15 protein-coding genes are annotated in these 13091 nt (G+C 69.2%); 7 read left to right on the top strand and 8 right to left on the bottom strand.

Annotation, left to right across the window (positions count from 1 at the left end; translation table 11 throughout):
- Nucleotides 1-207: 207 nt before the first annotated feature.
- Complete coding sequence (locus ACQEV1_RS23130; RefSeq protein ID WP_433396010.1) at nucleotides 208-1038, top strand: ZIP family metal transporter; 831 nt, start codon at nucleotides 208-210, stop codon at nucleotides 1036-1038.
- A gap of 96 nt (nucleotides 1039-1134) precedes the next feature.
- On the opposite strand, the gene ACQEV1_RS23125 is transcribed toward ACQEV1_RS23130, so the two are convergent.
- From ACQEV1_RS23125 to ACQEV1_RS23095, 7 genes are all read right to left on the bottom strand, one after another.
- A complete protein-coding gene (locus ACQEV1_RS23125) occupies nucleotides 1135-1278 on the bottom strand; it encodes a hypothetical protein (protein ID WP_433396008.1) in 144 nt (47 codons plus the stop codon).
- A gap of 219 nt (nucleotides 1279-1497) precedes the next feature.
- On the bottom strand, nucleotides 1498-2571 hold the full coding sequence (locus ACQEV1_RS23120) for an AbrB family transcriptional regulator (protein WP_433405953.1): 1074 nt from the start codon (nucleotides 2569-2571) through the stop codon (nucleotides 1498-1500).
- Nucleotides 2572-2897: 326 nt separating this feature from the next.
- Entirely contained in the window at nucleotides 2898-3677 is a 780-nt protein-coding gene (locus tag ACQEV1_RS23115) for an ABC transporter permease (protein ID WP_433396006.1), read from the bottom strand.
- 98 nt (nucleotides 3678-3775) lie between these two features.
- Nucleotides 3776-4042: a hypothetical protein gene (locus tag ACQEV1_RS23110; RefSeq protein ID WP_433396004.1), complete on the bottom strand. Its 267-nt coding sequence runs from the start codon at nucleotides 4040-4042 to the stop codon at nucleotides 3776-3778.
- Between the two features lie 197 nt (nucleotides 4043-4239).
- Nucleotides 4240-6504, bottom strand: coding sequence for an alpha/beta hydrolase family protein (locus tag ACQEV1_RS23105; protein WP_433396002.1), 2265 nt, complete (start codon nucleotides 6502-6504; stop codon nucleotides 4240-4242).
- A gap of 28 nt (nucleotides 6505-6532) precedes the next feature.
- Nucleotides 6533-7225, bottom strand: a complete 693-nt coding sequence (locus tag ACQEV1_RS23100; RefSeq protein WP_433396000.1) for a hypothetical protein — start codon at nucleotides 7223-7225, stop codon at nucleotides 6533-6535.
- Entirely contained in the window at nucleotides 7222-8124 is a 903-nt protein-coding gene (locus tag ACQEV1_RS23095) for an ABC transporter ATP-binding protein (RefSeq protein WP_433395998.1), read from the bottom strand. The genes ACQEV1_RS23100 and ACQEV1_RS23095 overlap by 4 nt, the downstream gene beginning before the upstream one ends.
- An 80-nt stretch (nucleotides 8125-8204) precedes the next feature.
- Between ACQEV1_RS23095 and ACQEV1_RS23090 the strand changes: the two genes are divergently transcribed.
- From ACQEV1_RS23090 to ACQEV1_RS23070, 5 genes are all read left to right on the top strand, one after another.
- Nucleotides 8205-8504 (top strand): PadR family transcriptional regulator, encoded by a 300-nt coding sequence (locus ACQEV1_RS23090; RefSeq protein ID WP_433395996.1) that lies wholly within the window; start codon nucleotides 8205-8207, stop codon nucleotides 8502-8504.
- A complete protein-coding gene (locus ACQEV1_RS23085; RefSeq protein ID WP_433395994.1) occupies nucleotides 8501-9283 on the top strand; it encodes a hypothetical protein in 783 nt (260 codons plus the stop codon). Before ACQEV1_RS23090 ends, ACQEV1_RS23085 begins: the two co-directional genes overlap by 4 nt.
- Nucleotides 9284-9375: 92 nt before the next feature.
- Nucleotides 9376-10146, top strand: a complete 771-nt coding sequence (gene uppS, locus ACQEV1_RS23080; protein ID WP_433395992.1) for a polyprenyl diphosphate synthase — start codon at nucleotides 9376-9378, stop codon at nucleotides 10144-10146.
- 6 nt (nucleotides 10147-10152) lie between these two features.
- Nucleotides 10153-10701 carry a BlaI/MecI/CopY family transcriptional regulator gene (locus ACQEV1_RS23075; protein WP_433395990.1) on the top strand — a complete coding sequence of 183 codons (549 nt, stop codon included), beginning with the start codon at nucleotides 10153-10155 and terminating at the stop codon, nucleotides 10699-10701.
- On the top strand, nucleotides 10698-11618 hold the full coding sequence (locus ACQEV1_RS23070; protein WP_433395988.1) for a M48 family metalloprotease: 921 nt from the start codon (nucleotides 10698-10700) through the stop codon (nucleotides 11616-11618). The genes ACQEV1_RS23075 and ACQEV1_RS23070 overlap by 4 nt, the downstream gene beginning before the upstream one ends.
- A 14-nt stretch (nucleotides 11619-11632) precedes the next feature.
- Here ACQEV1_RS23070 and ACQEV1_RS23065 read toward each other — a convergent pair whose 3' ends face one another.
- Nucleotides 11633-12319, bottom strand: a complete 687-nt coding sequence (locus ACQEV1_RS23065; protein WP_433395986.1) for a phosphatase PAP2 family protein — start codon at nucleotides 12317-12319, stop codon at nucleotides 11633-11635.
- 142 nt (nucleotides 12320-12461) lie between these two features.
- Here ACQEV1_RS23065 and ACQEV1_RS23060 point away from each other — a divergent pair, with 142 nt between their 5' ends.
- Nucleotides 12462-13085, top strand: coding sequence for a DedA family protein (locus ACQEV1_RS23060; RefSeq protein WP_433395984.1), 624 nt, complete (start codon nucleotides 12462-12464; stop codon nucleotides 13083-13085).
- Nucleotides 13086-13091: the final 6 nt, after the last annotated feature.

Here is a 13091-nt window from a genome sequence, read left to right as displayed (position 1 = left end):
GTGGGACCGATGGCCAGGGCGGCCTTGCCGGTGGCGGAGGCGACCGGGCGCTGGTCCCCGCACGACGCCACTGTGACATGCCTGGGGAGTAGGTCGTCGGCGAGCGCGAAGTGGGTGTCGACCAGCAGAAAGCCGGACTCGACAAAGAATTAGGAGAGGCTTACCTTATCGGATGATCCACTGTCGTCATCCAGGGAACACGTGCTCATGTCGGCTGAGAAAATCGCCCTGCTCGGAGCCATCGCCGGGTTCACAATCTACCTCGGGCTGCCAGTAGGCCGCCTGCGGTCCCCGATCCCCCGACTCCGCGCGATGCTCAACGCGGTCGCCACGGGCGTGCTCATCTTCCTGCTCTGGGACATCCTGGCCCACGCTTGGGAACCCATCGACGGCGCCCTGTCCAATCACCACTACGGCCCCGCGGTGGGCAACGGCGTCGTGCTCATGATCGGTGTTGGCGCCGGGCTGATCAGCCTGGTGCATTTCGACCGATGGGTGGCACGGCGCACCCGGCGGGGTGCCGGGCCTGGCACCCCGGCCGCCGTCGAACTCGGCACAGACCGTCCCTCCGGCGCGCGCGGCCAGGCCGGCGAGCTGGCGATGATGATCGCCGTCGGCATCGGCCTGCACAACTTCGCCGAGGGCCTGGCCATCGGCAACTCCGCGGCCAAGGGCGAGCTCGGCCTCGCCCTCCTGCTCGTCATCGGCTTCGGCGCTCACAACGCCACGGAGGGATTCGGCATCGTCGCTCCAATGGCGGCGGGGGGATCTCGCCCGTCCTGGGGCTACCTCGCGCTGCTCGGTCTGATCGGCGGCGGCCCCACCTTCGTCGGCACGCTGCTGGGCCAGCACCTCGTCAGCGACACTCTGTCGATCGCCTTCCTCGCGCTGGCCGCAGGCTCCATCCTGTACGTCGTCATCGAGCTGCTCGCCGTCGGCCGCAGGTTGAACCTCAAGGTGATCACCACCTGGGGGATCTTCCTGGGCTTGGTCGCCGGTTTCGTCACCGACGCCATCGTCACCGCCGCCGGCGCCTGACCAAGACTCTTCTTCCTGCCAACCCACAGGCGTTCCCGGTGCTCAGGTCAGTGCACCGCTGCCGCAGGATCCCGGTACACCGGTCCAGCAAAGGGGTCAGCCGCCGTGGTTCGCTGGGCCGTGACAGCGCCGCGATCCGGCGTCGGAGTAGTTCAGCACCTTCGGGTCCTGGCCCTTGTCGGCTGCGGCCGACGTGAACTTCCGCAGGTAGCCGCTGCGTTCCAGGGGCAGCTTCAGCACCCCCGTACGTATTGTCCTCACCGGTCACCACGTGCGCGGCCGTCAGCGCCTGTCCGGTCAGCAACCTGTCGAGTTCCTCACCGCCGGTGCCGACGGTGAACCGGGTGATGCCTTCTTGGCGTCCATACCACCGGCCGGGTTCATGGGCTGGAACCGGGGCGTTGACATACTCGCACGCCCGGTACCCATTGCCAGCCCGACCATCCGCAGGCCAGCGTGTCAGTCGTCACGGCGTGGGCATGGCCGGTCGCTCCATCGCGCCGTCATACGGATGAGAAGTGGGGCGAGCAGCACCATGGAGAACAGGCGCAGGCTCTGCACGCTTGAGATCAAGGAGATGTCGGCGTGGGAGGTCGCGGCGGTGGCGAGAACGGCGTTGATGCCGCCGGGCGTGGTGGCCAGGTAGGCGTCCAGCAGCGGGATGTGCGCCAGCCTGGACAGCACCCAGGCCGCAGCGGCGCAGCCGATGCTCACCGCGACGGTGCATGCCAGTGCCAACGGCAGGAGGCGTCCCATCCGGGTGATGGCCGACCGGTTGAACCGCAGGCCGACATCGAGGCCGATGATGGTGAACAGTACGCTCCGCAACGCGCCGGAAGGGGCGAACCCGGTGGCCGCTCCGGTCATGGTGAGTGCCGCGGCGATCAGCATCGGTCCCAGCAGCCCGGCGCTGGGCAGGCGAAGCCGGCGGCCGGCCTTCGCTCCGGCGAGGGCGACGGCCGCCAACAGCATCAGCCCGGCGCCCTGATTCGAGCCGGATACGGGATACCAACCCGGCTGTGCGGTGTGACCGGCGCCGGCGGGCGGACCGGGTGAGGTCAGCAACCAGCCGGTGAGTACGGGAGCGGTGGCGGCGACCAGGCCCACGCGGAGGTATTGCATGATGGCGACCATCCGTGCGTCGGCCTTCAGGTCTTCAGCACAGGAGAGCACGGCGGCGGATCCTCCCGCGATCATGCCCAGGAACGCCGTGGCGCGGTCGACCCGGCCGGCAAGGTGCAGCAACAGCGCGGCGGCCAGGCTGAACAGCACGGTCATCACCGTGACAGCGACCAGCGGGAGAATCGCTCCGGCCGACTGGTGCAGGGCCGCCGGGCTCAAAGAGGCACCGATCATCACCCCGAGCACCGCGTGGGAGATGTGGTTGACCCGCGGTGGGACCTGACCGGTGATGAGTCCGCTGATCGCTGCCGTGAACCCGATGGCCAGCGGGATGAGCAGATGCGAGGCGGGTACGACCGATTCTGCGGCCTCTCCTGCCACACATGCCAGAAGGATGATGGGCAGCCACACCAAACGGCGACGAAACGAAAGCTGATTTCCTACCCGCAAAGAAGCGTTGACCACGGGAAATTACTCCATGAAGCACGTTGCGATTTCTGGTCGGGTGCCGAGGATCATCAACGCGCATGACCACAATCCGATCTGCACCGTCCACGGTCGGCTACCAGCGCAAACGCTCACCGGCGGGCGTCCGATTCCTCATGGTCCCCGCCCGTGAAGACGTTGCATTCTGGCGTGCCCAACCGCGGATGCGGCACCAGTTCGCAGGGCTCATTCGCACGCACTGTTTTCGTGCGCCCCGCGGAGGACGCGCCGTCTCGCCGATCGCGACCGGATCAACTGAATCTCCCGCGTGCGGCCAGTTCGATGGTGAGCACGATCGCGACGGCCTCGACCGCCAGCAGGGCGATGAGGACGAACAGTTGGACCGCGCCGGCGGCGATCGGCGACGCGCCGCCCAGCAGCATGCCGACGAAGGCGCCGGGCAACGTGACCAGGCCGACGGTCCGGGTCTGGTCCAGGGCCGGGATGAGCGCGGTGGCCGCGTGGTGCCGGCAGATCTCCATCGCGGCGTCACGGTCGCTCAAGCCGATGGACAGGGCGGCTTCGACCTCTCCGCGCCGGTGGATCAGCTCCTCGACGGCGCGGCGGCCCGCGAGGGTCGTGGCGGTGAGGGCGCCGCCGATGAGGATGCCGGCGATCGGGATCACGGTGATGCCGTGCGGCGGCACCAGACCGGTCGCCAGCAGCAGGACGATGACCGGCGCGGTGGCGACGCCGATCGGCACCGCCGCCCACCACGCGGCGCGGCCGGTGGTGATCCGCCGCCCGGCGACCCGGGCGGCCACCAGGTACATCAACACGACGAAGGCCGCCGTCAGCGGAATCGACCGGGTGATCGTGGCGATCACGACGGACACGAGCGCGAGTTGCACCGCCGCGCGCACGGCGGAACGCAGCACGGCCGGACCGTGCCCCAGCCGGCCGACGGCCGCCACGGCGGTCGCGGCGAGCGCCAGCACCACCATCACGACACCGAGAACCGGGCTGACCGGCAGCAACGTGGAGAACTTCGTGACCTCCGTGGCCGAGCCGAGCCCGTTCTGTACGGTCATGCCACGATCCTGCTGGGTGATCGAAACGGCCCGGCAACCGACCCCACCGCAGTCGTGATCGAGTGACGGGGGCGACGTAGAGATGGTGCAGTGCCCCCTCAGTCTCGGTCGGCGGATCCGATCGCCGTGACGAGCGGCGCGACCACGATGGTGAGTAGCAGGGGGGCGATGAGCCGCAGGCTCGCCATCGTGTGGTTGAGCGCGGAGTAGGTGGACGCGCCGAACAAGCCGCCCTGGGTGTCATTGCGGTGCCCGGCATGGGAGGCCGTCGCGAGCCCGGCCGTCACCGGGCCGGCGGCCAGGCAGGCGAACGCGATGAGGGTGCGGATGCGGAACAGTTGGGCGGTCCGTTCAACACGCAGCATGCCTGCCGTTTCCTTGGGGCATGGCGAGAAACGCGCTTCCTTCAGGGACCGGCTCGCGCGATGTATGGCGGTGACGCCAATGCCGGCTGTGACCAGTGGGCGCGTTGGTTCGCTTGGGGGAATCCGGGGGCGTGACGGTGACTCGCCGCCTTGGCCGTGATGGTGTCGACGCCCGCCATCCGACTGTGGCCGCTCGTTCACGGCCTCGTTTGCTGAGCCTGTATCTGCGGGTAGGGCGAGGCTTGTCCGGTGAGGAGCGGTTCGCGGCTGGCGTGCAGGGTGTGGTCGACGAACGCGCTCAGGTAGGCGTTGGTGATCTGGAGCCCGAGGTCGCCGTCGATGGTGCCCAACGCGAGCAGGTGGTGAATGGGGGCGGCCAGGTAGTAGGCGGCGTAGTCGGTGAAGTTGAAGTGCCGGGCTCCCACGATCTGGAAGCGCCAGGCGGGTCCGGTGCCGGCGGTGACCATCGCGCGGGCCGTGGCGCGGTCGGATCGGGTCGCGGTATCGGTGGGCCCGCAGATACCGGTCACGCAGGAGTCCTGGGCCGCGATGATCATCATGGGCTTGTTCAGGCCGGTGCGCGCGACCGGTCCGTACTGGGTGCCGTCGAGGTCGACGGCACTCGCGCAGTGCGGGTCGGTGCGGCACGCTTCCAATGCGGCCGCGCCGCCGAAGGAATGGCCGACATAGGCGGTGCGCGCCACGTCGACGCGCCCGGCGAACCGGCCGCTTGTGCCTAGCCGTGCGACCTGGGTGGTGGCGAAGCGCGCGTCGGCGGCCCAGATTTCGGCCAGCCGGTCACCGGCCCGGGTGGCGGCGACGCCGTGCAGGTCGGTGCCGTCGAACGCCGGCGGGTCTCCGGAGGTGGTCGCGTGAACCGGATGCCCGCGCAGAAGGGTGACGTTCGCGCTGTAGGTGGGAGTGACGCCGGCGACGAGGTAGCCATGGCTCGCCAGGTTCTCGGCCAGCGTGGTGTACTGCGGTGCGGCGAACCCGAGGCCCGGTAGGAGCACGACGATCGGGAAGCGGCCGCCGGCCGGTGGGACGTCCTCCAGCGCGTGTGTCCGGACCGCGGTGAAGTCGGTCTCCCCCAGCCCCGGCAGGCTCGGCAGATGCAGTCGGTTCCAGCCGCCCGGGGCGTATGGCGCACGGCGGCTACGGGCGTCGGGCGCTGCGGGGTACCACACCCACACGGACAGCTCCCTGGCGTTCCGAACTGTGGGGGCGAGCGGATCGGCGCGGGTGTGGTCGGTCCAGTCGAACATCGTGCGGCCGACGCGGTACGGACCTGTCGGGGCGGGAAGCGTGACCGGTTGCGCGTGCAATGTCGCCGCGGCGGTGACGTAACCGGCGCTCGCGACCACCAACACGATCGCGGCCGCCGTGATCGATCTGACCGTACGGCGAACCCACCTGCGCCACCCTCTCGACTGTCGGTGCCGCCTGGCCGGTCGGCTGAGGATCAGGACGGTCCCGAAGATGACCAGCGTGGTGATGGCCGCGCCGGTGAAGGTGATCGTGGCCAGCACGACCGGTTCGGGCAGCCGGCCTCCGCCTCCGAGCATCGGCCGGATGCCGCCGCGAAGCACCGCGAACGTGGGCAGGGCCAGTGCTCCGCTGACGGCGGCGATCCGGGCCGAGCGGCGTGCTCTGCCCGGGCGCCCGGACAGCGTTCGATCGTCCGCATGCGGTACGACGATCCGTAGCGCCCTGTTGCAGACCATGAACAGGCCGAAGAACCCGCCCGCGCCGATCGCGGTCGCGGTGGCGAACAACAGGGGGTCGGTCCAGTGTTCGCCGAGCGTCATCCCGGTGCTGAGCATGAGTCCGATGACCAGCGCGGCTGCCGCCGCGAGCGTCATGACGTACCGCCGGGCGAATCTGATCACGTCGTCACGGCTCACCACGCCGGCGATCCGACGTGTGGTCCGAGACGCCTCGGTCAGGGCCGGGAGATCGTCCAGCCAGTCGCCTTCCGGACCGCGGGCGTCGCGGGGCGGCAGCCGGCGGAACGCCCACCGCTGCGTCAACAGTCCTGCTGCCACCGCCGCGGTGAGGGGGGCAAGCGCTGCTATGAGCCAGGGTGTGGTGTGGTTCCAGAGCCGGTGGTCGGCCCGTACGGTGACCGCGAGCCAGTCGGTGACGACCGTGGCCGCGACCAGCAGGGTGCATACGAGCGCGGCCCGCAGCAGCTGTGCGACCCGGAACACCGGCTGGGGGCCGCGTCCACGCAGCAGCCGAGCGCGCATCATGGTCAACACGGCCAGCCCCGGGACGATGAACTGGGTGAAGGACACGACACCGTCGTAGGGGTCGTCCTGCCAGGGGCTGCCCGCGCGAACTGCGTGGACCTGGGTCGTGAGGAAGGCGAACACCGTGAAGGCCGCTGCCTCGACGACCGAGACCCACAACGCCGTCGCCACGGCCGATCGTGCCCGGTGCCCGGCTGGGAGTACCCGCATTTCAGATTCCGTCGACAATGGACGCCTTTCAGCTGTTGATGTCACGGCGCAGGAAGAGCACCAGCGCGGCCGCGTCCAGCAGGAGAAGCGGGAGGGTGGCATGGAACACGGCCCCGGCCGTCGTACCGCCCGGCGCGACGTGACCGAGGGTGAGGTCGTGTAGGACAGAGCCCGGCAGCCACCTGTCCAGTTGGGCGGAGCGGCCTTGCAGGACGGCTTCGGCGGGCAGGATCCAGCCGAGGGTCACGGTGAGGGCGACGGGCACCGACCGGGTCATCACTCCCACGGCGTGCCCGAAGACCGTGAGGGCCGCGCAGGCCACAGCAAGTTGCGCCGTCGCGATCGCCGTCGCTCCGCCGGAGGGAACAGGGCCGAACACTCCGCTGACCAGGTAGGCGCTCAACCCCATGATGAGGGCGGTGCCCACCGCGATGGTGAGCGAGGCGGCGAGCTTTCCAAGGAACACCGGGCCTCGCGATCGAGTGGAGATGATCCACGGGCGGATGGTCCCGCTACTGAAATCGCCGGCCGTGACGGTCGCGGCTCGGCCCATGAGCAGAGTCGCGACGAAGATGGCGGCCTGGCGGAATCCCCACAGTGGCGGCTCGTGCTGTGGGCCGGCGTTCGACATGCTGAAGATGGCCAGGCAGAGGCAGAGCAGCAGCAGGCAGCCGGTGGCTCGGCTGGTGGAACGGAGTAGTTCGGCGCGGTAGGTCCTCATGAGCGGGCTCCGGAGATCGCTGCGTGGAACGCCTCTTCCAGAGTTGGTGTGAGGTGGCCGAGTTCGACCAGGCCGATGCCGGAGGCGGCCGCGGTGGTGAAGATCCGCCGGGCCGTCCGGTCGGGGTGTCGGCCGTCGGCCGGGACTCGGACGCCATCCGTGACCTGCCGTGCCGGGATTCCCTCGTCCCGGAGCAGTGCGGTGAGCCGGGCCGTCGCCTCGGCGTCCTGCGCTCGGACGCGCAGGCTTGGCGGCCCCACGAACGAAGTGAACGGGCCGTCGTAGAGGACCTGACCGTCGTGCAGGACGGCGAGGGTGTCGGCGACCCCTTCGAGCTCTCGGAGCATATGCGTCGACACGATCACCGCGGTGCCGCGGTCGGCGATGCGTCGGATCATCAAGCGGAGGTCGGCGGTGGCCTCGGGGTCAAGGGCGTTGGTCGGCTCGTCCAGCAGGAGCACGGCCGGTGACCCCAACAGTGCGACGGCGATGGCCACTCGCTGCCGATAGCCCTGGGACAGAGCACGGACGCGGCGCGACATGACCTGCTCGATCCGAGTGAGCGCCGCCACGGATTCGACGTCGTCCGGGTTCGCGCCGGTGAGGATGCGATGAATACGAAGGTTGTGACGCACCGTCAGCCCGGTGAACAGCGCAGGAGCCTCGATCATCGCCGACAGCGGGCGTCGTCCCTGCCCGGTCGGCACCGTCACCGAACCCTGCGTCGGCTTGATCAGGCCGGTCATGACGCGCATGAGGGTCGATTTGCCGGCGCCGTTGAGGCCGACAAGGGCTGTCACCTCGCCGCGCTGGGGCGACCAGGAGACCGAGCGGACGGCGGTCGCGGATCTGAACTTCTTGGTCACGCCCGTTACGGCCACGGGAGATTCGTCGTTCATGGCCGCAGATAGTACACGCCGCGTAGTACTCATCGCGTAATACTCGGTGCGTAGTAAGGTGACTTCGGAAGGAGCCACTGATGCAAGCCAACGACGCTCAAACGCTGGTGTTGTGTGTGCTGGCCGAAGGGCCGCTGCACGGTTACGCCATCAACACCGCGATCGAGGAGCTCGCCGGGCGGCGGTTGGGGCCCGGCAGCCTGTACGGGGCCCTGACCCGTCTGGAGGCCAAAGGGTTGATCGAGTCGCTCGACGAGAGCGGCCGTCAGCGTCCAGTGCGGCTGACGCCCCAAGGCCGCCAGGTCCTGGAACAGGAGCTGCGGACCATGGAACGGGTCGCCACCGAGGGCCTGCGGAAACTCGGGTTCGGTCCGGCGTGAACCTCGCGAGGACGCTGGTCGGGCTCTACCCGGCGGCCTTTCGGAGTCGATGGGGTCCGGCCCTGGAACACGAGATCCGGGCCGGCGGGTGGAGGTCCTGGCCCAACCTGGTGGCCGGGATCGCCGACATGTGGCTGCACCCGGTCGTCTGGCCCGCCGAGTCCCGCGCGCAGCGCTGCCAGCGGGCGGCGACGATGGCGGTCGCGATCTCGGCCGTCTGCTGGTTCGTCACGCACGCGGTCGTGGAGTTGCACACCCCGCCGTCGGCGAAGGTCGCCCGGTCCTGGCCGATGAGCGCCTGTAGCCTCCTGATGCTCCTCGGGCTCGGCCTCGTCGCACCTCGTCCCCGCATGACCCTCAAGGCCGTGATCGCGGTGGTCCGCTGCGCCGCCATGCGATTCGCCGTACCGGTGACGGTCGGCGCGGGCGTGGTGCTCTGCGTCAACACCCGCGTCTACGTCGCCGCACCGACGCTGCTGAAACCGGCGCTGCTCGCCTGCTGGTGGACCGTGCTGGCGCTCGCGGCGATCCAGAGTTGTCGGATCGTCGCAGCGCTTGGTCAGGCCGTGGTCGTGCCACCCCACCCCGGACGCCTACGGATCGGCCTGTGGGTCCTGGCCGCCGCGGTGACCGCGCCTGGCCCCATCCTCCTCCGGGCTTCCACGACCAGCGGACACCTCGACCTGCTGTCCGCCGCGTCGGGTGCCGGGCTGCTCGTCCTGGCGCCGGCCTTCGTCGGAACACTTCACGACATTCGCCACCTGTCGCCTGCCGACTGAAAGACGCTCCACAGCGTTCCCGGGCCAGTCGCACGTTCCCCTCACGACTCCGAAGCGCGCCGGTGACGGCGCCCGAAAGCGAAAGGTGTCCGATGATCGGTCCGTTCTACTCGTTCTACGCGCGTCGCCTGCGCAGGCAGGTCATGGCGGGTCCGCTGCCCGAGCACGTCGGGATGATCATGGACGGCAACCGCCGCTGGGCCCGGCAGATGGGCCTGGAGAACCCGAGCCTCGGGCACAAGTACGGCGCCGAGCACGCCGAGAACGTCCTGTCCTGGTGCGAGAGCGTGGGGATCAAGCACGTCAGCGTGTTCCTGTGCTCGACGGAGAACCTCCAGAACCGTGGTGACGCCGAGGTCGCCTTCCTCATGCGGGTCATCGAGCAGATGGTGGCGAACCGGCTCGGCCGCCGGGACGCCCGCTGGCAGGTCCACGTCGCCGGCATGCTGGATGCGCTGCCCGATACGACGGCCCGTGCCCTCAAGGACGCGGTGGAGGCCACCCGCGACTGCGCGACCGGCGCACACGTCACCCTCGCCGTCGGCTACGGAGGCCGGCAGGAGGTCATCGACGCCCTGCGCGAGCATCTGTACGAGCGGGCCGAGGCCGGGGAGTCCTTGGCCGACGCGGCCTCGGCCCTGACGGTGGACGACATCGCCCGGCATCTCTACACGGCCGGGCAGCCCGACCCGGACCTCATCATCCGCACCAGCGGCGAACAGCGGATGTCGAACTTCCTGCTCTGGCAGAGCGCCTACTCGGAGCTGTACTTCTGCGAGGCCAACTGGCCCGCGTTCCGCGAGATCGACTTCCTCCGGGCCCTGCGCAGCTTCGCCGCCCGACAACGCCGTTACGGTGCCTGAGGAATCGTGCCAACGACGCTCGAACTCTCCGTTTCCGATCGGGCGCTGCCACAATGGCCAGTGGGCGGTTCCGCCTCCAGGGGGCATGCGCTGCACCAGACGACATCAGAGCTGGGAGAGGGGATGGCTGGCCGACCTAACCCACGACCGAGCGGGAGCCTTGAGAGCGAGATCGTGGCCTGTCTTGCGGCCGCCGACCGGCCGCTGACGCCCGCGGAAGTCCAGGCCGAGCTCGGTGGCGATCTGGCCTACACGACGGTCATGACCACCTTGACGCGTCTGTACTCAAAGCGCGCGTTGACCCGGAAGCCGCACGGCCGTTCCTACGCTTACGAACTGGTCGGCGGTCCAGACGGGGTCTCGGCGAGCATTACCGCACACCAAATGCAGAAGCTGCTCCAGGCCGGCATCGATCGAGCCAGTGTGCTCTCGCGCTTCGTCGATGGTCTCGATGAAGAAGCGGAGCAGATTCTGCTCAGCCTGCTCACGCGGGGTTCGGCTGACGATCAGAGCCCGGCGGACAGCGCCCAGGCCCACAGCCGGCGAAAGTCATGATCGGGCCGATCGCGGTACCGCTGCTCGCCGTCGTCCCGGCACTCATCGGCATCGCCTGTTCCCCGGTTGCGACGCGGTTCGCCCGGCACATCCACCCGGTGGCCGCGACCGTGCTGCTGACCGGACTCGCGCTGACGGTATCGCTGGCCACCGGCCTGATGCTGTGCCTGGCCGCCTACCTCGGAACACTTGAGCTGCTGCCCGCGCTGCACCCGCACGACTGGTCCGTCACGGTCCTCCACGCCTCCATCCCGATCCCAGCCGCAGCCGGCATGGCGGCCGGCGCGCTTGCCGTCGTCCTCCTCAGCCGAGCCTGCATCCACGTCGCGCGGGTCGTAGCCGGCACACGACGAACCGCGATCGCGGCCGCCGCCCTGTCGCCGTTGGGCGATCTTGCGATCGTCGACGACGACGCCATGCATGCCTATGCGGTTCCTGGCCGTCGTCAGCTCATCGTCGTCTCCAAAGGGCTGCTCCGGTCCCTGTCCGGGCCCCAGCGACGGGCTCTCCTCGCGCACGAGCGCACACATTTGCGTTATCACCATCACCTCTACGCACAGCTGGCGAGGCTCGCGGCGTCAGCCAACCCCCTCATCCATCCCGTCGCGCGCGCCGTGGACGGCTCTCTCGAACGGTGGGCCGATGCCGCGGCGGCCCGTGCGGTCGGCGATCCGAGCACAGTGGCTCATGCGCTCGGCGTCGCAGCCCTTTCCCGAAGCGCCCCGCCGGTACGGTCTCTCGGCGCGGCTCACCACGATGTCGTGGATCGAGTTCGTGACCTGCTGGAACCCCCGAGGCGACGTATCGATGCCGCTGTCGCACTGGCCATCGCCACGATGCTGTGCTGGACCAGCACAGCCGCAGTGGTCCTGTATGTCCACAGGCTGATCGAGCTGGCCGAGACGGTATCGCGGTGATGCGTCCGCTGACCTCAGGGCGCTGACTCGGCAGTGGGGCGATTACGGCTTGAGGCATCTTCCTCCACCCGATACCCAGGTTCTTCGCCGATGCGATCGTCGTCTCGGCCAGCGCACGAGCTGGCCGAATCCCGCGTCCCGCTCCCACGTGGCCGCAGTCGAGCTGGGCCGGCGAAACGCTTCACGATGGGCAGGCCGACCTGTTCTCCCGCCCATGCGACGAGGGCGCCGAGCAGTAGCCCGGCCACGACGTCGTGAGGGTAGTGCACACCGATGTACACACGGGAGGCGGCGATCACGACGGCGTTCACCGCGGCCACGACTCCGAGCCTGCGATCGATCCGCCATACGGCAACGGCGGCCGCCGCCGCGAGGACGGCATGGTTGCTCGGGAAGGAGTAATCGCCCAGCGGCGGGCAGGCGCTCACAATGTGCCCGACGGCCGGCAGCGTCCGACACGGGCGTTGCTCACCGATCCCTAGCTTGACGACGGCACTGACCAGGTAGGCCACCGCCATCGCTCCCGGGACCCACAAGGCGCGCCAGACACCACCGCCCCGCCGGAGTCCGGCCGCCGCCAGCACTATGAAGAGCACCAAGCCGTAGTCGCTCCACAGATTCACCGCCGCGTTCAGCCACGGGGTGTGGCGGGCCAGCGTGACCATCTCGCGGTAAGCGCCGTCGTCGAACCCTGAGAACACCAGGACCGCGCCCCTCCCAAATCTCTACATCGATGTAGATGCCAGATGAAGATCCCACGATGATCGCCCGGACGTCACGCGATCACAGAGTGCTGCATACTATCTCAGTAGTACTATCGGCTCGATAGTTTCAATGACGGCCATGCGTGGATTCGAGGCAATGCAGCACTTCATCGCTACTTACACCTACCTCGCGGTCTTCCTCCTCATGGCCGCCGAGTCGGCCTGTATCCCGGTGCCCTCAGAACTCATCATGCTGTTCGGCGGTGCACTGGCCGCAGGGGCGGTGAACGGCGCCCACCCCGACATCACCCTGATCATCGTCGCCGGCGCACTCGGCAACGTGGCCGGCAGTTACGTCGCATGGGCGGCGGGCCGGTACGCCGGCCAGGCGACACTGCGCCGTTGGGGCCGCTACGTCTGGCTCAGGGAGGATGACATCGATCGCGCCGCCCGCTGGTTCGACCGCTACGGCGCGGCGGCGGTGTTCTTCGGCCGCATGCTGCCGGTGGTGCGCACGTTCGTCTCCCTGCCCGCCGGGTTCGCCGCCATGCCCCCCGTGCGTTTCGGCATATACACACTTGCCGGTTGCATTCCATGGACGGCGGCGCTGGGTGTCGCAGGCTACGCGGTCGGCCGGAACTGGCAGCGTATCGCCGACGCCTTTCACGGTCCGACGTACGTCGTCGCCGGCGTCGTCGCCGTCATCGCCCTTGTCGCGGTAGGCGTTTTCGTCCGACGGCGCCGGGCGCAGGACGCGGCCTGACCTTTC

It is taken from the genome of Actinoallomurus sp. CA-142502, from assembly GCF_050936355.1.
GTDB classification, from domain to species: Bacteria; Actinomycetota; Actinomycetes; order Streptosporangiales; family Streptosporangiaceae; genus Actinoallomurus; species Actinoallomurus iriomotensis.
Note: the sequence above shows the minus strand (reverse complement) of the source record. Positions and strands in the feature narration are given on the sequence as shown.

What these genes read in the sequence shown, in the direction of transcription:
- ACQEV1_RS23130 (WP_433396010.1), top strand. Translation starts at nt 208, where the DNA reads ATGTCGGCTGAGAAAATCGCCCTGCTCGGAGCCATCGCCGGGTTCACA.
- ACQEV1_RS23115 (WP_433396006.1), bottom strand. Translation starts at nt 3,677, where the DNA reads ATGACCGTACAGAACGGGCTCGGCTCGGCCACGGAGGTCACGAAGTTC.
- ACQEV1_RS23110 (WP_433396004.1), bottom strand. Translation starts at nt 4,042, where the DNA reads ATGCTGCGTGTTGAACGGACCGCCCAACTGTTCCGCATCCGCACCCTC.
- ACQEV1_RS23105 (WP_433396002.1), bottom strand. Translation starts at nt 6,504, where the DNA reads ATGCGGGTACTCCCAGCCGGGCACCGGGCACGATCGGCCGTGGCGACG.
- ACQEV1_RS23100 (WP_433396000.1), bottom strand. Translation starts at nt 7,225, where the DNA reads ATGAGGACCTACCGCGCCGAACTACTCCGTTCCACCAGCCGAGCCACC.
- ACQEV1_RS23095 (WP_433395998.1), bottom strand. Translation starts at nt 8,124, where the DNA reads ATGAACGACGAATCTCCCGTGGCCGTAACGGGCGTGACCAAGAAGTTC.
- ACQEV1_RS23090 (WP_433395996.1), top strand. Translation starts at nt 8,205, where the DNA reads ATGCAAGCCAACGACGCTCAAACGCTGGTGTTGTGTGTGCTGGCCGAA.
- uppS (WP_433395992.1), top strand. Translation starts at nt 9,376, where the DNA reads ATGATCGGTCCGTTCTACTCGTTCTACGCGCGTCGCCTGCGCAGGCAG.
- ACQEV1_RS23070 (WP_433395988.1), top strand. Translation starts at nt 10,698, where the DNA reads ATGATCGGGCCGATCGCGGTACCGCTGCTCGCCGTCGTCCCGGCACTC.
- ACQEV1_RS23060 (WP_433395984.1), top strand. Translation starts at nt 12,462, where the DNA reads ATGCGTGGATTCGAGGCAATGCAGCACTTCATCGCTACTTACACCTAC.